Origin of the sequence: Mycobacterium sp. (genome assembly GCF_965230835.1) — a bacterium.
Lineage (GTDB): Bacteria > Actinomycetota > Actinomycetes > Mycobacteriales > Mycobacteriaceae > Mycobacterium.
In genome coordinates, this window is the sequence record NZ_CBDDLW010000002.1 from 2,804,077 (window position 1) to 2,822,535 (window position 18,459).

Below are 18,459 nucleotides of genomic sequence, written 5' to 3' on the forward strand. Positions count from 1 at the left end.
GTCTTAGGACTGGTGTAAAAACGCTGGGCGCATGTTCCTGGTGGTCATGTTACGCGGCGGTGGTGTCGGTCGTGGTTGTTGTGGTGGGGGGATGCAGTGGGCGGGGTGGCTCGAGCAGTTGGTGGCGTAGTTCTTGGAGGTGGCGGCTGGTCGCTGATGTTTGGGTGACTCCGCGCCAGCCGCGGCTGGCGCGGTCGAGGACGGCCCATACCAGCGACAGACAGCTGGTTTCGCCGGGTAGGCGGCCGATGACCTTGACCCGGCGACGGGATTCTCCGAAGGTGCGTTCGATGAGGTTGGAATGGCGGATGCGTGTCCAGTGTTGGCGGGGGAAGCGCAAATGCACGCTCAGCGAGGCGAAGTCGTTGGCCAGGCAAGCGACCGCGGCTGGGTAGAGCCCGCGGTATGTGGTGGTGAACTCCTCGGCGCGGCGGGTGGCTTCATCCACGGCCTGCTGGCCGGGTGGCTGGTCAATGTCATCGAAGATCGACCAGAACGCGGCTTTGATCTCGTCCTGGACCGCGACAGGTGTCTTGGCGATGACGTTACGGCAGCGATGGATCAGACACCGCTGACGCAGGCTTGCCGGAAACGTGGTCTCCCATGCGGCGATCAGGCCCGGCGCCCCGTCGGAGATGCCCAGTAGCGGCGGGCGTAGTCCCCGGTTCCTCAGGTCAGCCAAGAAGTCGGCCCACGCATCAGCCGACTCCGCTGCGGCTGGGGCCAGCCCAATAAACAGGGGCTTGCCGTCGGTGCAGATGCCCCAGGCGGCCAGCACCGGCTCGGCCGGGGCGTTGGGATGCATCCGAAAGTTCGAGGCATCCAAGAACAGGTAGTCCAACACCAGCTCATCAAGGCGTCGAGACGACCACGCAGCGAACTCGTCTTTGATGGCCGCACAAATCCGGCTCACCGTCGAGCGCGACAACGCCGCCTGCGAGCCCAGCACCTCGGCCAACGCGGCCTCGATGTCGCGATCCGACAAACCGCGCACCCATCCCGAAATCACCAACGCCTCCAGAGCGTGGGTGCGCGTCACCCCGGCACCGAATAGCCGCGAACAGAACCGCTCGTCGGTGTCGCGTAGTTTCGGGCGGCATAATTCGACCGAGCCCATCGTGGTCTTCACCGTCGCCGGCGGTTGATACCCATTGCGGTACCCGCCCGGGCCGTCCTGAACCCGACGCTGGTGACGGGCTCGGCCCAACACTGCTTCTACCTCGGCCTCCACGGCGACCTGAAACACCAGACGCACCGATAACCGCCCGACCTCCTCCAAAATCTCGGTCAACGGCCGCTCGGTCGCGGCGAACAACTGATCCATCTCAACACGCACACGCTCAATCGGCGATACTCGCTTGGTCACGGGCGTAGCCCCTCCTTCATAGCTTTCGTCGGTTGCGACGGAACCTACGCCCGTGACCATTTACACCAGCGATGAGACGCGACCTTCGGGAGTGCGTTCTGTTCGATTAGGTAGTAGCGCAGCGCTCCGGCGCACATCGCCAAGACGGCGTCATTGACGGTCACCCCGGCAGCTTGCTTGACCCGCATGATCCGGTCCAGTGCCCAGGATTGAGCCGCGTATTGACGTGCTTGGCCGATCTTGACATTGAACATGCTGTGTGGCGCTGCGAACGGCATCGTCAGCTGCTGATTCGATATGGCCGCGCGGGCTAGCTTTAGCGCCGACAGCGGAAGTCCAAGAGCGGATCCCGTCATCTTGGCCAAGGATTCCAGCGCCGAAGGAGTGAAGGATTCCTGGTGTGGTGGTCGAGGCAGGCTCCAGATAGCCCGCAGCGTATGGTCGTTGGGGTCGGTCGAAAACGCTCGTTGCATCATCTTCGCGGCCGAAACACCATCGAAGAGAACGTGGTGCAGTTTTACATACATGGCGAACCGGCCATCGGCTAGCCCCTCCACCACATGCACCTGCCACAACGGGCGGTCGCGATCAAGTAGGTCGGTATGCAGCCGAGAACTCAGCTCGAGCAAGTCGCGAACGCGCCCTGGTGGTGGCAACGCAGAGAGTCGCACGTGATGGTCGACGTCGATGTCGTCGTCGTAGGCCCACGCCGTGTGAGCGATTCCGCCACCGATCTTGTTGGGGCGCTTGCGGAATGTGGGCTGGAACTCGTCGTTGGCAACCAACGCTTCGTAGAAGTCGCGAACGAACTCCGGACCCGAGCCTGGCGGCGGCTCCAGCAGCACCAAAGCGCCTACGTTCGAAGGGTTTCCGAGTGATTCGCTGAACAAGAACATCAAGTCGGTGGGCGTCATCCACTCCATGCCCCTATTACACAGTCCCGCACATAGCATGGCCACAGCGCCCCTGCCCTTTGTGCGCGCGTCGCGGATAGGTGAGAGATGTTGCAGTACAGGGCGGTTCGCGGTCAATGTCGGGAACTGTGTCGCGTTTTTGTCGGCGGCGCACCGCATAGTGGCAGCTATCGTCACATCGCCAGCGCGCGCGGTCGTGTTGTTGGCTCGGCGATTTCCCCGCTCGGTGCATCACGCTGTCCGACGTTTTTTGCGTCCTGGACTTGGGCCTGCCTGCCGATCGGCAATTGCAGCGGCGGTAGTGACGAGGCTTAGGCTACGCGCCTAACCGCGGCCCTGTTGTCCGCAGTCAGGCGGTCGTAGGAGTTGAGTCCACGCCTTGCTAAGACGGTTTTAGCCACGGCGTTGTCCGGGCAAAGCCCGACGCGGCCAACCGGGCTGGCCGAGCAAGCGCTTGGTTGCTAGTCTGGTTGGGTGGACCGAGTAAGCGGTCAAGCCAACAGCCGGCGGCGCGAGCTACTAGAGCTAGCCGCGGAGATGTTCGCTGAGCGCGGCCTGCGCGCCACCACCGTGCGCGACATCGCAGACGGGGCGGGCATCCTGTCCGGCAGCCTGTACCACCATTTCGCATCCAAGGAAGAGATGGTCGACGAGCTGCTGCGTGAATTCCTGGACTGGTTGTTCGACCGCTACCAGGAGATTGTGGACACCAATGTCGATCCGCTGCAGCGGCTGAAGGGGCTATTCATGGCCTCTTTCGATGCGATTGAGCATCGGCATGCTCAGGTAGTCATCTATCAAGACGAAGCTCAGCGGTTGTCGTCGCAGCCTCGGTTCTCATACATCGAGGATCTGAACAGGCAGCAGCGCAAGATGTGGGTTGAGGTGCTCAATCAGGGTATCGACCAGGGTTGCTTCCGGCCTGACCTTGATGTCGACCTGGTCTACCGATTCATCCGCGACACGACCTGGGTGTCGGTGCGCTGGTATCAGCCAGGCGGGCCGCTCACCGCTCAGCAAGTGGGACAGCAATACCTGGCTATCGTTCTTGGCGGGATCACGAGAGAAGGAGTCTGAAATGTCCGAAGCGTACGTGGTGGAGGCGGTGCGTACCGCGGTTGGCAAACGCAACGGATCGCTGGCCGGCGTGCATCCGATCGACTTGGGCGCGCGCGTGTTCCAAGGTTTGTTTGAGCGTGTCGATGTCGACCCCAGTGTGGTCGACGACGCGATCGTGGGCTGTGTGGACGCTATTGGCGGGCAGGCCGGCAACATCGGCCGGCTAGCCTGGTTGGCTGCCGGCTATCCGGAGGAAGTGCCGGGTGTCACCGTGGACCGGCAATGTGGGTCCAGCCAGCAGGCGATTTCCTTTGGTGCGCAAGCGATCATGTCTGGAACGGCAGATGTCATCCTGGCCGGTGGCATGCAGAACATGAGTCAGATCCCGATTGCCTCGGCGATGGAAGTCGGCAAGCAATTCGGTTTCACCTCGCCGACGGGGGAGTCGAAAGGGTGGTTGCACCGCTACGGTGACGAAGAGATCTCGCAATTCCGGGGTGCTGAGCTGATAGCGGAGCGATGGGATCTGTCTCGGGAGCAGATGGAGCAGTTCGCGCTGAGTAGCAACGAGCGTGCCTTGGCGGCTATCCGTGCTGGGCATTTCGACAATGAGATCGTGCCGGTTGACGATTTCCGCGTCGACGAGGGGCCTCGCGAGACCACGCTGGAGAAAATGGCCGGACTCAAAACTCTTGTGGAGGGTGGTCGGCTGACCGCCGCACTGGCCAGCCAGATTTCCGACGGCGCCAGCGCTGTGCTGCTGGCCTCCGAGCAGGCTGTCAAAGACCACAAGTTGACGCCACGGGCCCGCATCCACCACATCAGCGCCCGTGGTGCCGACCCGGTATTCATGTTGACCGGGCCAATCCCGGCTACCCGCTACGCGTTGGAGAAGACGGGTCTGTCCATCGACGACATCGCGACAGTCGAAATCAATGAGGCATTTGCACCGGTTGTGCTGGCCTGGCTCAAGGAGATTAAGGCTGATCCGGAGAAGGTGAATCCCAATGGCGGGGCCATCGCGCTGGGTCACCCGTTGGGTGCGACCGGAGCCAAACTGTTCACCACGATGCTCAACGAGCTCGAGCGCACCGGCGGTCGCTATGGCTTGCAAACGATGTGCGAAGGCGGCGGCACGGCTAACGTGACGATTATCGAGCGGCTTTAGCCGCTCCGAGACGCCGAAAGGGAACGTGGTAGTGCGGTAACTACCGCGTCACGAATGGTTTTCGCCCATGGTGGACGACTGTCGTGAAGATCGTGGCGCAACGAACCGGCGCATTGGTGAAGGTAATCGACGCCAACCTGGCGACGCGGTGTTGGTTGCGGCTCAGTGCTGATTCACTCCATGTCGGCGCAGACCTGGTATCGGGATTCCAGCAGAGCTAAGCCAGCAATTCTTGCAATTACGCACCGACCGTGACGGATCCGCTGATACCGTTTCCACTGACCAATTGACGTGACTGCGTGATCACTGGGCGAGTGCGCCTTTTGATCCGACACGTATTGGGAGGCTTCGGATGTCTTACCTGATCGCCGCGCCAGAGGCGGTGTTGGCGGCAGCAGCGAACCTAGCTGATATTGGATCGACAATCAGCGCGGCGAACGCGGCGGCGGCCGCGCCGACTACCGGAGTGCTCGCCGCTGGCGCCGATGAAGTTTCGGCGGCAATAGCGGCGCTGTTTGGCGCCCACGCCCAGGGGTATCAGGCGCTAGGCCAGCAGGTAGCCGCGTTTCATGCTCAGTTCGTGCAGGCGGTGAGTGCCGGTGCCGACACCTATGCCAGCGCTGAGGCGGTCAGTGCGTCGTCTCTGCAAGCCGTGCCGCAGGATGTGCTCGGTGTGATCAACGCGCCCACCCAGGCGCTGCTCGGGCGCCCGCTGATCGGCAACGGTGCCAACGGAGCCCCGGGGACCGGGGCAGACGGCGGAGACGGCGGAATCCTCATCGGTAGCGGCGGGGCCGGTGGGTCCGGCGCGCCTGGTCAAAATGGTGGGGCCGGCGGGAGCGCCGGGTTGTTCGGCAACGGCGGTACCGGAGGGGCCGGTGGTGTCGGCGGCGACGGCTACTTCAACGGGGGCGCAGGCGGGGCCGGCGGGGCCGGCCGGCTGTTCAGTGCTGGCGGGGCAGGCGGCGCCGGTGGTGCGGGCGGCTTCACCGCCGACAGTGGTGTTGGAGGCGTCGGTGGCGCCGGCGCCAGCAGCGGCCTCTTCGCGGTAGCCGACGGTGGGGCCGGCGGCGCAGGGGGCAGCGGCTTCAACGCCGGTGGGGCAGCTGGCAGCGGCGGCAACGCCGGATTATTTGGTACCGGCGGCCACGGCGGAACCGGTGGGTCGGGCGGCACCACCGGCAGCACGACAAGCCAGATCAGTGTTGGCGGGGCCGGCGGTGACGGCGGACGCGGTGGATGGTTGGCCGGAGTCGGCGGTACCGGTGGGTTCGGTGGATTCGGGCAAGGTCCCTCTGGCGGAATTGGAGGTTCGGGCGGAGACGCCGGGCTATTCGGCGTCGGCGGGGGAGGCGGCACCGGAGGTCTCGGTTTTCTAGGCGTCGGCGCTGCGGGCGGAGCTGGCGGCGATGGCGGCCTGATCTACGGCGACGGCGGGGACGGCGCGCGTGGTGGGCAGGGCGGGGCCGGCCGCGGCGGTAACGCCGGTTCGGGTGGTTCCGGTGGGTTCCTTGGCGGTAACGGCGGGAACGGAGGTGTAGGCGGGACCGGTGCCGGCGGGACCGGCGGTGCCGGCGGGAACGGCGGCCGGGCATGGTTGTTCGGCGTAGGTGGTGACGGCGGTGACGGCGGCGACGGCGGTTGGCTGTTGGGCATCGGCGGTGTTGGCGGCGCCGGCGCATTGGGCGCCGGCGGCGATGGCGGTGCCGGCGGTGACGGAGGCGCCGGCAGCATCGGTGGATTGGGCATTGGCGGGGCGGCCGGTAGTGGCGGCGGCAGCGGCCTCGGCGATGGCGGTGCCGGTGGGGCTGGCGGTCCCGGGGGGCTGCTCGGTGGGGATGGCGGTGCCGGCGGTGCCGGCGGTCACGGTGCGATCGGCTTCGAAGCTAATACCGCGGCAGGCGCTGGTGGTGCCGGTGGTGCTGGTGGCGTCGGTGGCGCGCTGTTCGGGGATGGCGGGTCCGGCGGATCTGGTGGTCACGGTGGGGTCTCCATGGCCGACGCCGCCAACACCGGTGGTGCCGGCGGTGTTGGCGGTGCCGGTGGCGCGCTGTTCGGAGAAGGTGGTGCGGGTGGAGCTGGCGGTGTCGCGGGCATTGGCACTACCTCCGGCGGTGCCGGCGGTGCCGGCGGTGGGGCTGCATTGATTGGCAATGCTGGCGGCGGTGGCACCGGTGGTAGCGGTGGCTCCGCAGGGGATGGCGGTGCCGGCGGCGATGGCGGCGACGCCGTGATCGGCATCGGTGGAAATGGGGGTAACGGCGGGAACGGTGCGACGCCGGGTAGCGGAGGCGCCGGTGGCAGCGGGTTAGTGTCCGGTCAGGATGGAATTAGCGGGTCCTAGCGGCGGGGTCTGGCGCGCTGAGATCAAGGGCGTCAGGCGTCGTAATCTACAGCTACGAATGGCGTTGTCGGGTGTGACTGGCAGGTCAGGATATAGCCGCGGTCAAGTTCGTCGGACCCCAGCGCGAAGTTCTGGTCCATCTCGGTGTCGCCGTCGATCAGTTTTGCCCGGCACGTGCCGCACGCACCGCCCATGCAGGCATACGGGGTGTCAGGGCGAACCTGCAGTGCGCCTTCCAGGATCGAATCACCTGGCGCCAGGTCAAATGTCGACTGCTGCCCGGACAGTGTGAGCGTCACGGTCGCGGTCGCATAAGCGCGCTCGGTCGCCGAGACGGTGGGATAACCATGGAACAGCTCGAGGTGAATGTGCTCGGAGCCCACCAGATGCTCGATCAAGGTCTCGCGCACAGCGAAGGCCATCTCCATCGGGCCGCAGATGAACCACTCGTCGACGCTGCCAGGCGGAATGCTGCTGGTCAGCCAACGGTTGAGTTTCTCCTGATCGATCCGGCCGCGGAGTTCGGGAGTATGCAACGACTCGTTGGACAACACGTGCAGGACCTCCAATCGGTCGGCATAACGCGACTCGAGGTGATCGAGTTCGGTGCGAAACATTGTCGACTCCCTGGTGCGGTTGCCGTAAATCAGCGTGAACCGGCTTTCGGTCTCAAGCTCAAGCGTCGTCGCGAGGATGGAGAGCACCGGAGTGATCCCGCTGCCGGCGACAAGACCCACATAGTGCTTTCGGTTGAGCGGATGCAGCGAAGGGCCGAATTGGCCGGTCGGAGTGATCAATTCAAGCACGTCGCCAGCTTTGAGTTCGTCGGCAACAAACGTCGAGAACTTGCCGCCTGGAATGTGTTTGACAGCGATCCGCAACTGGGCCCGTGTTGCGGCCGCGCAGATCGAATAGTTGCGTCGAACACCTTCACCCCCTAGGTCGGTGCACACTGTTACGTGCTGGCCCGGCTCGAATGCGAATGCGTCGCGCAATCCTTCCGGTACCGCAAAAGTGACCAGGGTGCTATTGGCGGTGATGGGATCGACTGAGGCGACTGGGACGCGATGCGATACCGCGTGTGGTGAACTCGACTTCGCCGGCATACGCACCGGTAGCAGTCGAGCGAGCCTGCCGTTCAACGCTTTCCACTCTCGAAACTCGTCCGGATTCAATTGTTGGCCAAAGACGGTGGAGATCGCGGCACTGCGCTCGAGGTAGGCCTCTTCGTTGCGGTGCCATGTTCGGAGGTATCGGTAGAACGGCACCGACGGGTGCAGATGGTGCACTAGGTGATAGTTCTGCGACAGCAGCATCGGGGTGAAAAGCCATTCCATCCCCACCCGGTTGCGGGTTGCGCGGTATCGGTTGCTGCGCTGGGTGTTGTCCAGGCCATGGTGGGGTAGCCAGTCAAACCACCAAGCTAGAACCGTGAGACCAATGCGTTGCGGGATCAGGAAGACAACCGCGAGTGTCGCGAAGTTCCCGGTGACGATCGCAACGGCCAGGCCGGCGAGGCTCAGGCTGAGCATCAACCCGGTTTCGGCGACCTCCGCGACCGGTCGGCTGCGGGCTCGCGGGAGATAGTACGTGAGGTAGTAGTACTCGACCAGTGACCAGCGTAGCGGCAGCAGCCACAGCGGGCCGTGCGACGCGAATGTGTCCGGGTCTTCGGCGTCATCGTTGGCATGTCGATGGTGCTGGATGTGGATGAATCCGAACGACGAGAAGCCAACGACTGGACCGACGAACAGCCACGCCAGCCGGCCGAACAAACCGTTGACCCAGCGGGTAGAGCTGATTGAGTAATGGGATGCGTCGTGCACGACGGTGAACATCACAAAGGTCACCGCCGCGTTGGCCGGGATTGTGCCCCAGGCTGGCACCCAGCCGTTGACGTAGCCCACCGTCGACAGCGCGAATGCGGTCAACGCACCGAGGAAGATCCCAACCGTTGGCAGCGCCAGCTTCGGCACCGATTCGCCTGGGTCCGGCAGCGCGTGGCGTGCCGGGGAAGTTGCCCCTGCCTGGTCTGTCGCGCCGCTGGTCGACATAGCAAAAATAGCCTAGTCGACACGCGTCAACTACTCCACCAGCGCCGAGGCGGCCTGCAGATGGGTGATGGCGTCGCTCACAATCGACTCGATCAGCTCGGCGCAGGACGGCAGGTCGTCGAGGATTCCAGCGACCTGACCCGAGGCAAGCACGCCGGCCTCGGCGTTGCCATCCACCAGCCCAGCTTTCAGCAGCATAGGAGTGTTGGCTGCCATCACCACCTGAGACCAGGTCAATTCCTTACCGCGACGCATGGCGAGGCCGTCGCTGACCATCGACCGCCAGGTCATCTGCGACATCTTCTTGAACTTACTTGCATTGCGCACCGCTGCCGTGAATCCCTTGGCCCGCGAACCGCTTTCCAGCTTGTCGACGAGTCTCGTGCGAAGCACCCGGTGCGGCATGCCATCGACGCGCGTGGTGACAACCGTGCCATCCAGCGCCGCCTCCAAGTAGCGTCGTTTGATCGCATCCGGCACAGTGGACTCCGACGTGAGTAGGAACCGGGTACCCATAGCCACACCGGCGGCACCGTAGGACAGCGCGGCCGCGAGCCCGCGGCCATCGAAGAAACCGCCTGCGGCGATGACCGGGATGCCAGTTCCTTGCACGGCGTCCAGCGCGGACGGCAGCAGTAATGTCGTTGCCACCGGCCCGGTGTGCCCGCCGCCTTCGCCGCCTTGCACGATCATCGCGTCGGCGCCCCACGCCGCGACCTTGCGAGCATGCTTGGCCGCACCGATCGAGGGGATGACTACCGCACCGGCTTCCTTGAGCCGGGCTATCAGCTCCGGTTTGGGGGCTAACGCGAAAGAAGCCACTTTGACGCCCTCGCGCACCATCAACTCAACACGGTCGGCAGCGTCGGCGGCATCGGCGCGGATGTTCACCCCGAACGGCTTGTCGGTGGCCGCTTTGACCTTGCCTATCGCGGTCGCCAATTCGTCGACGGTCATGGTGGCTGACGCCAAAATTCCGAGACCGCCTGCGTTTGCCGTGGCTGATACCAGTCGGGCGCCGGCGACCCAGCCCATCCCGGTTTGCACCACGGGGTGCGTCACACCGACCAGATCAGTCAGCGGTGTGCGCAACTTCACGATCGTATCTCTTTGTCGCGCAGTGCTTTCGGGTCAATGACTTCCCGGATCAGATGCAGTTGGTCATCGGTGGGCAGCTGGGTCGGGTTGGCCTCGTCCAAGCCATCCACTTCGAACGATGTTTTCTCCCGCACGTCTTCAGGGGTCACCCCAGGGTGCAGACTCAATGCCCGCATCGTGGCACCCGGGCCGCCGAAGTCGAAAACTCCAAGGTTGGATACCACCCGGTAGACGCCGGTGAACCGAAATGCTGGATTGCCGGCGTCAACCTTGTCGTATCCGATGCCGGAGATCACGTCGACGGCATCGGTGAACACTCGCTTCGAGTGGTTACCCACCCAGTAACTGGTCGCGTGGTTGATGGAGTTACCGGGCGCGCCGCGGACGCCGAACATCTGCCGGGTCGGATGCTGTAGTGGCCCGAACGCGGATAGGTTCTGATTTCCAAAGCGGTCAATTTGGTTGGCGCCCATGACCACATGCCGCCGTCCCCATGCAAGTGTCTCGAACACGCGGCCAAACGGCATCCAGCCCTCGACCGCGCCGGTCTCGCCCAGCGCGGGGGTGTCCGCCAGCAGCCGGGCCTCGCCATCGGTCAGCAGAATATCGGGGGAAAAGGTTAGCCGTGCTAGCCGCGCGCCGACTGAGGCCATGTTGGCCATCGGGCTGACCATGATTTCGCCTGCGTCTCTAAACAATTCGGCGCATGCGACTGCACATACTTCGGCACGGGTGGACACGACACTGGTCATGATGCGCTCTCCTGCCCAAATGCGCGGACGGCTGCCTGATAGTCGGATTCGTCGCCAGATAGGTAGGTCTGCACGAACTGTTGCCAGCTCTCCTCGGATGCGGCGGCCTGCGCGTAGTGTCGCTGGAACTTCTCGTCGCGACCGTAGTCCGGTGCGGCGGTGGTGAAGTGAGCACCTCCGGGTGCTTCGACGACCGCGTCGACCATCATGCGGTTCGCCAGTAGCGCCTGCGGCGGTACCGTCTTGATCAACTCCTCGGTTGACACGATGCGCTCAACCGAAAGGAAGCGTTTCTCGGCGGCCATCAGGAAGAGATCGTCGAAGTAGGGATCGATGCCGCTGTATGCGGCGTTGCCTTGGCAGTCACCGAGATTCAGGTGTGCGAAAGCGGCGTCCAGGCGCAGCGCCGGCATTGCGATCAGCGTCTCGTGTCCGCCGTTGGGTGCGGGGTACGGGCTCGTTACGGTTCGCAGCTCGCCCTCCCAGAAGTCCGGTACCGAGCTGCCCAGCCCGGCCCGGATGGGCAGGAACGGCAGGCGCTGCGCCGCTGCTTGCAGCCCGCAGCGCAGCATGCCCTCGTCCATTTCCCGGGCCTCGATCGTTCCGTTGGTGCGGGCCTTGGCGAACCACGGGTCGTAGAAGGGCGGCGAGTCCAGTGAGACGAAACCGTAGTACGCCCGTCGGACTTTGCCGGCTGAGCACAGCAACCCCAGGTCGGGTCCCCCGTAGGTGACCACTGTCAAATCGGTGACCTCGGAGCGCAGAATGGCGCGGATGAATGCCATTGGCTTGCGCCGGGAGCCCCAGCCGCCGATGCCGATGGTCATTCCGCTGCGCAATTGGGCTACTGCATCGTCGAGGGTGGTTCGCTTGTCGCTCATGACTTCTTCACAAACGCGTCGCGGTGCTCGTCGGCAACCCCGGCGAGATTGAGCTCGAAGGTAAAGCCCTGTTCCATCCGGTAACTCGAGTTCACTCGTTGTACGTCGATGAAGTTGAGCGCCTCTTTGGCCGCACGAATGACCCGAGTGTCTTTGGCGGCAATGTCGCGGGCAACCCTCAATGCGGCCTCGTCGAGTTGATCGCGGGGAACCACCTCGTGCACGGAGCCGAAATGGTGCAAGGTAGCGGCGTCCACAGTGGCCGCGGTGAAGAACAGTCGCCGCATCATGTGTTGCGGTACCAGGCGAGCCAGGTGTGTGGCCGCGCCAAGCGCGCCGCGCTCCACTTCTGGCAGGCCGAAGGTGGCGTCGTCGGACGCCACGATGACGTCGGAGTTACCGATCAGGCCGATTCCGCCGCCGACGCAGAACCCGTTGACCGCGGCGATCACTGGCACCGCGCATTCATAGACTGCGCGGAAGGCGGCGAAGCAGCCGCGATTGGCGTCGATCAAGGCGGTATGGCCTTGGGTCCGCTGCATCTCTTTGATGTCGACGCCCGCGTTGAAACCGCGTCCCTCGGCTCGCAGGATTACCGCGCGGGTGCCGGGATCGTTGCCGGCAGCCGTCACCGCGTCGGCAAGCTCGAACCAGCCGCGTGACGGGATGGCATTGACAGGTGGGTAGTCGACGGTAACCGCGACTATGCCCGGTTCGGTGGTGCGGCAGTTAATTGTCATGGATTCCTCGGCTACTTCCAGGGGCCGGCTGCCTGAGCAAGCATTTGCTTGGTACGCTAGCATAGTGACCCATCCTGAAGGAGCTGGTGCCATCAATTTCGGCCTGGCTGGGCAGGTCGTGCTGGTTACCGGCGGCGTTCGCGGGGTGGGTGCCGGTATCAGCTCCGTCTTCGCCGAGCAGGGTGCGACGGTCATCACGTGCGCACGTCGAGCTGTCGAAGATCTGCCCTATGAGTTTTATAGCTGCGATATCCGCGACGAAGATTCGGTGGTTCGGCTCATCGGTGAGATTGGCGAGCGACACGGTCGTCTCGATGTGTTGGTAAACAACGCCGGCGGATCACCCTATTCGCTAGCGGCTGAGGCCCGGCCATCATTTCACCGCAAAATCGTCGAACTCAATCTACTTGCGCCGCTGCTGGTTTCGCAGCAGGCTAATGCGCTGATGCAAGAGCAGCCGAACGGCGGCTCGATCGTCAACATCTGCAGCGTCAGTGGCCGACGTCCTTCCCCGGGCACCGCGGCTTACGGCGCGGCTAAGGCTGGCTGCGAAAACCTCACCACCACGCTAGCGATGGAATGGGCGCCCAAGGTTCGGGTCAATGCGTTGGTTGTTGGCATGGTGGAAACCGAACAGGCTGATCTGTTCTACGGTGATGCCGAATCGATTGCTCGCGTCGCTGCCACTGTGCCATTGGGGCGGCTGGCACGACCTACCGATATCGGCTGGTCTGCGGCTTTTTTGGCTTCCGGCCTGGCGTCATACGTCAGCGGTGCCGCGCTAGAGGTGCACGGCGGCGGCGAGTTGCCGCCGTATTTGGCCGCCTCGAGTGCCAACAAGTAACGAGTTAAGGAGCAATGATGGGTTTGGTTGACGGCCGCGTCGTCATCGTTACCGGGGCCGGCGGCGGCATTGGCCGTGCGCACGCGCTGGCCTTTGCCGCCGAAGGTGCGCGCGTTGTGGTCAATGACATCGGAGTTGGTCTCGACGGTACGCCAGCAAGCGGTGGCAGCGCGGCGCAAGATGTCGTCGACGAGATCATTGCTGCTGGTGGTGAAGCTGTCGCGAATGGATCCAACATTGCGAACTGGGAGCAATCGGCCAGTCTGATTGCTGCCGCTGTGGATACCTACGGTGGGTTGGACGTTGTGGTCAACAATGCCGGCATCGTGCGCGACCGGATGATGGCCAACACTAGTGAGGAGGAGTTCGACGCTGTCATCGCCGTGCACCTCAAGGGCCACTTCGCCACAATGCGGCATGCGGCGTCGTATTGGCGTCAGCTTTCCAAAGAAGGAAAGGCTGTCGATGCGCGGATCATCAACACCAGTTCCGGTGCGGGTCTGCAAGGCAGCATCGGGCAAGGGAATTACAGTGCCGCCAAGGCCGGTATTGCCGCGATGACGCTCGTCGCCGCCGCCGAAATGGGCCGCTACGGTGTCACCGTCAACGCGATCGCTCCGTCAGCTCGCACTCGCATGACCGAGACGGTTTTCGCGGAGATGATGGCGAAACCCGATGAAGGCTTCGACTCGATGGCGCCCGAGAACGTCTCGCCGTTGGTCGTGTGGCTGGGCAGCAGCGAATCCCGCGACGTCACCGGCAAAGTATTCGAGGTTGAGGGCGGCAAGATCCGGGTCGCCGAAGGTTGGGCCCACGGACCGCAGATCGACAAAGAGTCAAAATGGGATCCGGCTGAGTTGGGCCACGTCGTCGCCGACCTGCTGAGCAAGGCACGCCCACCGGTCCCGGTCTACGGCGCCTAGGTCGGAGACCAGCGTCAAGCGTGCTGGCTAGGGCGCGGGCTGTCGGCAAGGACGTACGGCGCCGTCGGCTAGGGATCGCAAATGACGATCGGAATCGTTCGATCGGTCCATGACTGGTAGTCGTTGTAGGTCGGATACATCTCAACCAACTGCGCCCAGTACTTGGCGCGCTCCTCCTCGGTGGCGTCGCGTGCGGTGCGGTCGAGCAGCTCTTTTTTGATCTGGACCTGCACTTTGGGGTTGGCCTTGAGGTTGAGGTACCACATCGGATTCTTCGCACTGCCGCCCTTCGACGCCGCGACGACAACCCGCTCGCCGTCGCGAAGGAAGTACAGCGGGCTGACCCGCGCCTGCCCGGTCTTGCGGCCGGTGGTGGTCAGCAGGGCGACCGGAATTTTCTGAAACGTACCGCCCAGCCCTTCGCCGCTGCCGCGCCGGTACATGAAAGTGTTGAGACGAGACATCCATTTAATGATGGAATCGGTGAACGGCGAATTCAGAAATCGCGGTGGTGATTTCGGCATGGCAGCATCCTATCGGCTGGGGCGGCGAGATGTTCGCTGCCGCCGAGTTAACCAGGTCTGTTTCTGTGCTGCAGTGCCGTGGTTATGGGAGTTGAGAGGCGAAAGCCGAACGGATCTCAGCCGGCGTTCTGCTCATCCCGGGTGATCGCGATCCGAGCTTCGGGCGCAGTGATGTGTGTGTGCGGCGGCCAGTGGCGCTGGTATCTTTCGGTGTTTTTCCAGGTTTGAGGCTTCCGCCGAAACGGGCTGACCGCGCCGGTCACTGTGTCGCCGGCGATAGCGGCCAGCGGTTCACCCGACGCGGCTGCAAATCGATTTGCCCAAGTAGCTCGACAATGGTTCGCAGCTGATTTCTCGCGTTGCAGCGGTTACGTGATGGCAAGTAGGGTTAGCCAACATCTCACGGCGCAAGGTGGCGTCTTAGGACTGGTGTAAAAACGCTGGGCGCATGTTCCTGGTGGTCATGTTACGCGGCGGTGGTGTCGGTCGTGGTTGTTGTGGTGGGGGGATGCAGTGGGCGGGGTGGCTCGAGCAGTTGGTGGCGTAGTTCTTGGAGGTGGCGGCTGGTCGCTGATGTTTGGGTGACTCCGCGCCAGCCGCGGCTGGCGCGGTCGAGGACGGCCCATACCAGCGACAGACAGCTGGTTTCGCCGGGTAGGCGGCCGATGACCTTGACCCGGCGACGGGATTCTCCGAAGGTGCGTTCGATGAGGTTGGAATGGCGGATGCGTGTCCAGTGTTGGCGGGGGAAGCGCAAATGCACGCTCAGCGAGGCGAAGTCGTTGGCCAGGCAAGCGACCGCGGCTGGGTAGAGCCCGCGGTATGTGGTGGTGAACTCCTCGGCGCGGCGGGTGGCTTCATCCACGGCCTGCTGGCCGGGTGGCTGGTCAATGTCATCGAAGATCGACCAGAACGCGGCTTTGATCTCGTCCTGGACCGCGACAGGTGTCTTGGCGATGACGTTACGGCAGCGATGGATCAGACACCGCTGACGCAGGCTTGCCGGAAACGTGGTCTCCCATGCGGCGATCAGGCCCGGCGCCCCGTCGGAGATGCCCAGTAGCGGCGGGCGTAGTCCCCGGTTCCTCAGGTCAGCCAAGAAGTCGGCCCACGCATCAGCCGACTCCGCTGCGGCTGGGGCCAGCCCAATAAACAGGGGCTTGCCGTCGGTGCAGATGCCCCAGGCGGCCAGCACCGGCTCGGCCGGGGCGTTGGGATGCATCCGAAAGTTCGAGGCATCCAAGAACAGGTAGTCCAACACCAGCTCATCAAGGCGTCGAGACGACCACGCAGCGAACTCGTCTTTGATGGCCGCACAAATCCGGCTCACCGTCGAGCGCGACAACGCCGCCTGCGAGCCCAGCACCTCGGCCAACGCGGCCTCGATGTCGCGATCCGACAAACCGCGCACCCATCCCGAAATCACCAACGCCTCCAGAGCGTGGGTGCGCGTCACCCCGGCACCGAATAGCCGCGAACAGAACCGCTCGTCGGTGTCGCGTAGTTTCGGGCGGCATAATTCGACCGAGCCCATCGTGGTCTTCACCGTCGCCGGCGGTTGATACCCATTGCGGTACCCGCCCGGGCCGTCCTGAACCCGACGCTGGTGACGGGCTCGGCCCAACACTGCTTCTACCTCGGCCTCCACGGCGACCTGAAACACCAGACGCACCGATAACCGCCCGACCTCCTCCAAAATCTCGGTCAACGGCCGCTCGGTCGCGGCGAACAACTGATCCATCTCAACACGCACACGCTCAATCGGCGATACTCGCTTGGTCACGGGCGTAGCCCCTCCTTCATAGCTTTCGTCGGTTGCGACGGAACCTACGCCCGTGACCATTTACACCAGCGATGAGACGCGACCGAATCATCACCAATCTGGTTGGGTCGGGCTCAAATGAAGAACCTTCTAGCCATGAGGTCGATCCCTTCCTGCAGAATGTTGACCGCTACATACAACGAGGCTGATCACTGCGCCGAAGTTCGATCACAGATGAGGCTCGGGTAATAGCTGCGCAGCCCGATTTTGGGGCGGTGGCCTGACATCGGCTCGACACGCTTCAGTGATCGCGTGGCGCGCTCGCCGAAGACCAGCACTGCTGTATTCACGGCTTCTCCACAGCAGCCAGCTTCGGGACCGGTACTGTCTACCTGGTGCGTCGAATGCGCGGCTGAAATCGAACTCTGATGTGCTCAATCTCGGCTTTCCCGCTTGGATGCTCGGCGGGAATCACGAAGGTTTCATTCACTCGCGAGATGACCCGCCGGCCGGCGAATGCCGCTTTGGTCAGCACGTCGTAGACTGCGTGCACCTCATCGCCGATGATTCGATACTCCGGCGGCGTCGTAGCGGCGATGACTCGCTACTGCGGCCCGCGATTGAGGCTGCGCCGCAGGTGATTTCCGGAGAAGCCGTTCTTGATGCCCTGCTCGATCCGAGTGCATTCGGCCGCAAACGGAACGGCGTCGCCGTCGTGGTTGACCAGGGCGTCGATATAGGTCTGGGCCGCGGCAATACGGCTGTGGTCGGAAACGTTCACCGACGGGTTAAATCCGCTCGATGATGGTGCCGGTGGACAGTGCGCCACCCGCGCACATGGTGACTAGCGCGGTGCTTTGGTCGGTGCGCTCCAGCTCATGCAAAGCGGTGGTAACTAGCCGGCTGCCGGTACAGCCCACCGGATGGCCCAACGCGATCGCGCCGCCGTTGACGTTGACCCGGGCCATGTCGGGCTCGTGAACCTGCGCCCAGGACAGCACCACGGAAGCGAAAGCCTCGTTGATCTCGACGATGTCGATGTCGCCCATCTTCATGCCGGCCTTTTCCAACACCCTCGCCGTCGATTGAACCGGACCGTCTAGGTGGTAATAGGGCTCTGCGCCGATGAGGGCCTGGCTGACGATCCGTGCCCGTGGTCGCAACCCCAGCGCCTTGGCTCGTTCTTCGTCCATCCACAACACAGCCGCCGCGCCGTCGGAGATCTGAGACGACGTGCCGGCGGTGTGGATGCCGCCCTCAAGTACGGGCTTTAGACCGCTCAACCCCTCCAGCGTGGTGTCGCGCAAGCCCTGATCCCGGGAGACCATGTGCCGTTCGCTGGTTGGCTGCTTTTGTTCGTCGAGCACCGGAGCTTCGATCGGGGAGATTTCCCGGTCGAAACGGCCTTCCTCCCAGGCCTGCTTGGCTTTGGCCTGGGAAGCGAGTCCGAAGGCATCGAGATCTCCGCGGGAAATGCCACGCCGCTTGGCGATCCGCTCTGCTGCCTCGAACTGGTTCGGCATGTCGATGTCCCACGACTCCGCCCGAATCAGCGAGCGGTCTGGTCCGGCGTTCGCGCCAAGACCGACCCGGCTCATCGCTTCGATACCGCAGGCGATGCCGACGTCGATGGCGCCGATGGCGATCAACCCGGCAATCAGATGATTGGCCTGTTGGCCACTGCCGCACTGGCAGTCGACGGTGGTGGCACCGACCTGCTCCGGTAAACCGGCAGTAAGCCATGCCACCCGACTGATGTTGTTGGACTGCTCGCCGAACTGGGTCACGCACCCGCCGATGACCTGTTCGACCTCGCCAGGGTCGATCCCGGCCTTGGTGACCAGTGCCTTTTGCACCGCACCCAGTAACTCGGTCGAGTGCAGTCCAGACAGCCATCCATTGCGTTTGCCGATCGGGCTGCGAGTGGCCTCAACGATTACCGGGTTACCCATGTCGCCAGGCTAGAACACGTTTCATTACTCTGACAAGCGAGGGGGCTGCGAGTCCTTTTTTCTACGGTGAAGGCATGT

16 protein-coding genes and 2 pseudogenes are annotated in these 18,459 nt (G+C 63.7%); 6 read left to right on the top strand and 12 right to left on the bottom strand.

Annotated elements, in window-relative coordinates; all coding sequences use genetic code 11:
- Nucleotides 1–49: 49 nt before the first annotated feature.
- Both ACO07W_RS13315 and ACO07W_RS13320 read right to left on the bottom strand, forming a co-directional pair.
- Nucleotides 50–1,324, bottom strand: coding sequence for an IS256 family transposase (locus ACO07W_RS13315; protein ID WP_421840071.1), 1,275 nt, complete (start codon nt 1,322–1,324; stop codon nt 50–52).
- Nucleotides 1,325–1,452: 128 nt separating this feature from the next.
- Nucleotides 1,453–2,289: pseudogene (locus ACO07W_RS13320) on the bottom strand (wax ester/triacylglycerol synthase family O-acyltransferase); the annotation flags it as partial.
- 465 nt (nt 2,290–2,754) lie between these two features.
- On the opposite strand from ACO07W_RS13320, the gene kstR2 reads away from it, so the two are divergent.
- The 4 genes from kstR2 to ACO07W_RS13340 all read left to right on the top strand — a co-directional run bounded on the left by kstR2 (nt 2,755) and on the right by ACO07W_RS13340 (nt 6,851).
- Nucleotides 2,755–3,357, top strand: coding sequence for a TetR family transcriptional regulator KstR2 (kstR2, locus tag ACO07W_RS13325; protein WP_421843824.1), 603 nt, complete (start codon nt 2,755–2,757; stop codon nt 3,355–3,357).
- A 1-nt stretch (nt 3,358) separates the two neighbouring features.
- Nucleotides 3,359–4,507, top strand: coding sequence for a steroid 3-ketoacyl-CoA thiolase FadA6 (fadA6, locus tag ACO07W_RS13330; RefSeq protein ID WP_421843826.1), 1,149 nt, complete (start codon nt 3,359–3,361; stop codon nt 4,505–4,507).
- A gap of 83 nt (nt 4,508–4,590) precedes the next feature.
- Nucleotides 4,591–4,728, top strand: coding sequence for a hypothetical protein (locus ACO07W_RS13335; protein WP_421843828.1), 138 nt, complete (start codon nt 4,591–4,593; stop codon nt 4,726–4,728).
- Nucleotides 4,729–4,859: 131 nt separating this feature from the next.
- Nucleotides 4,860–6,851 carry a PE family protein gene (locus ACO07W_RS13340; protein ID WP_421843830.1) on the top strand — a complete coding sequence of 664 codons (1,992 nt, stop codon included), beginning with the start codon at nt 4,860–4,862 and terminating at the stop codon, nt 6,849–6,851.
- A gap of 32 nt (nt 6,852–6,883) precedes the next feature.
- Here the strand turns inward: ACO07W_RS13340 and ACO07W_RS13345 are convergent, their stop codons facing one another.
- From ACO07W_RS13345 to echA20, 5 genes are read right to left on the bottom strand one after another with little or no spacing between them, the layout of a single operon-like run.
- Complete coding sequence (locus ACO07W_RS13345; RefSeq protein ID WP_421843832.1) at nt 6,884–8,905, bottom strand: fatty acid desaturase; 2,022 nt, start codon at nt 8,903–8,905, stop codon at nt 6,884–6,886.
- 30 nt (nt 8,906–8,935) lie between these two features.
- Nucleotides 8,936–10,003, bottom strand: a complete 1,068-nt coding sequence (gene ipdC, locus ACO07W_RS13350) for a (3aS,4S,5R,7aS)-5-hydroxy-7a-methyl-1-oxo-octahydro-1H-indene-4-carboxyl-CoA dehydrogenase (RefSeq protein WP_421843834.1) — start codon at nt 10,001–10,003, stop codon at nt 8,936–8,938.
- Nucleotides 10,000–10,743 carry a cholesterol ring-cleaving hydrolase subunit IpdB gene (gene ipdB, locus ACO07W_RS13355; RefSeq protein ID WP_421845978.1) on the bottom strand — a complete coding sequence of 248 codons (744 nt, stop codon included), beginning with the start codon at nt 10,741–10,743 and terminating at the stop codon, nt 10,000–10,002. Before ipdB ends, ipdC begins: the two co-directional genes overlap by 4 nt.
- A gap of 8 nt (nt 10,744–10,751) precedes the next feature.
- A complete protein-coding gene (gene ipdA / locus ACO07W_RS13360) occupies nt 10,752–11,636 on the bottom strand; it encodes a cholesterol ring-cleaving hydrolase subunit IpdA (RefSeq protein ID WP_421843836.1) in 885 nt (294 codons plus the stop codon).
- The gene (gene echA20 / locus ACO07W_RS13365; protein WP_421843838.1) at nt 11,633–12,376 is read right to left on the bottom strand and encodes a (7aS)-7a-methyl-1,5-dioxo-2,3,5,6,7,7a-hexahydro-1H-indene-carboxyl-CoA hydrolase; all 744 of its coding nucleotides are present in this window, start codon (nt 12,374–12,376) and stop codon (nt 11,633–11,635) included. The genes ipdA and echA20 overlap by 4 nt, the downstream gene beginning before the upstream one ends.
- Nucleotides 12,377–12,440: 64 nt before the next feature.
- On the opposite strand from echA20, the gene ACO07W_RS13370 reads away from it, so the two are divergent.
- Both ACO07W_RS13370 and ACO07W_RS13375 read left to right on the top strand, forming a co-directional pair.
- Nucleotides 12,441–13,220, top strand: coding sequence for an SDR family oxidoreductase (locus ACO07W_RS13370; protein ID WP_421843840.1), 780 nt, complete (start codon nt 12,441–12,443; stop codon nt 13,218–13,220).
- 17 nt (nt 13,221–13,237) lie between these two features.
- Nucleotides 13,238–14,143 carry an SDR family oxidoreductase gene (locus ACO07W_RS13375; protein ID WP_421843842.1) on the top strand — a complete coding sequence of 302 codons (906 nt, stop codon included), beginning with the start codon at nt 13,238–13,240 and terminating at the stop codon, nt 14,141–14,143.
- 68 nt (nt 14,144–14,211) lie between these two features.
- On the opposite strand, the gene ACO07W_RS13380 is transcribed toward ACO07W_RS13375, so the two are convergent.
- The 5 genes and pseudogenes from ACO07W_RS13380 to ACO07W_RS13400 all read right to left on the bottom strand — a co-directional run bounded on the left by ACO07W_RS13380 (nt 14,212) and on the right by ACO07W_RS13400 (nt 18,381).
- A complete protein-coding gene (locus tag ACO07W_RS13380) occupies nt 14,212–14,667 on the bottom strand; it encodes a nitroreductase family deazaflavin-dependent oxidoreductase (RefSeq protein ID WP_421843844.1) in 456 nt (151 codons plus the stop codon).
- Nucleotides 14,668–15,133: 466 nt separating this feature from the next.
- Complete coding sequence (locus ACO07W_RS13385; RefSeq protein WP_421840071.1) at nt 15,134–16,408, bottom strand: IS256 family transposase; 1,275 nt, start codon at nt 16,406–16,408, stop codon at nt 15,134–15,136.
- Nucleotides 16,409–16,638: 230 nt separating this feature from the next.
- Nucleotides 16,639–16,779 (bottom strand): hypothetical protein, encoded by a 141-nt coding sequence (locus ACO07W_RS13390; RefSeq protein WP_421843845.1) that lies wholly within the window; start codon nt 16,777–16,779, stop codon nt 16,639–16,641.
- 38 nt (nt 16,780–16,817) lie between these two features.
- A pseudogene (locus ACO07W_RS13395) lies at nt 16,818–17,210 on the bottom strand (hypothetical protein).
- A 7-nt stretch (nt 17,211–17,217) separates the two neighbouring features.
- Nucleotides 17,218–18,381, bottom strand: a complete 1,164-nt coding sequence (locus ACO07W_RS13400; protein WP_421843847.1) for a steroid 3-ketoacyl-CoA thiolase — start codon at nt 18,379–18,381, stop codon at nt 17,218–17,220.
- Nucleotides 18,382–18,459 lie beyond the last annotated feature (78 nt).

What these genes read in the sequence shown, in the direction of transcription:
- ACO07W_RS13315 (WP_421840071.1), bottom strand. Translation starts at nt 1,324, where the DNA reads ATGGATCAGTTGTTCGCCGCGACCGAGCGGCCGTTGACCGAGATTTTG.
- fadA6 (WP_421843826.1), top strand. Translation starts at nt 3,359, where the DNA reads ATGTCCGAAGCGTACGTGGTGGAGGCGGTGCGTACCGCGGTTGGCAAA.
- ACO07W_RS13340 (WP_421843830.1), top strand. Translation starts at nt 4,860, where the DNA reads ATGTCTTACCTGATCGCCGCGCCAGAGGCGGTGTTGGCGGCAGCAGCG.
- ACO07W_RS13345 (WP_421843832.1), bottom strand. Translation starts at nt 8,905, where the DNA reads ATGTCGACCAGCGGCGCGACAGACCAGGCAGGGGCAACTTCCCCGGCA.
- ipdA (WP_421843836.1), bottom strand. Translation starts at nt 11,636, where the DNA reads ATGAGCGACAAGCGAACCACCCTCGACGATGCAGTAGCCCAATTGCGC.
- echA20 (WP_421843838.1), bottom strand. Translation starts at nt 12,376, where the DNA reads ATGACAATTAACTGCCGCACCACCGAACCGGGCATAGTCGCGGTTACC.
- ACO07W_RS13375 (WP_421843842.1), top strand. Translation starts at nt 13,238, where the DNA reads ATGGGTTTGGTTGACGGCCGCGTCGTCATCGTTACCGGGGCCGGCGGC.
- ACO07W_RS13380 (WP_421843844.1), bottom strand. Translation starts at nt 14,667, where the DNA reads ATGCCGAAATCACCACCGCGATTTCTGAATTCGCCGTTCACCGATTCC.
- ACO07W_RS13385 (WP_421840071.1), bottom strand. Translation starts at nt 16,408, where the DNA reads ATGGATCAGTTGTTCGCCGCGACCGAGCGGCCGTTGACCGAGATTTTG.
- ACO07W_RS13400 (WP_421843847.1), bottom strand. Translation starts at nt 18,381, where the DNA reads ATGGGTAACCCGGTAATCGTTGAGGCCACTCGCAGCCCGATCGGCAAA.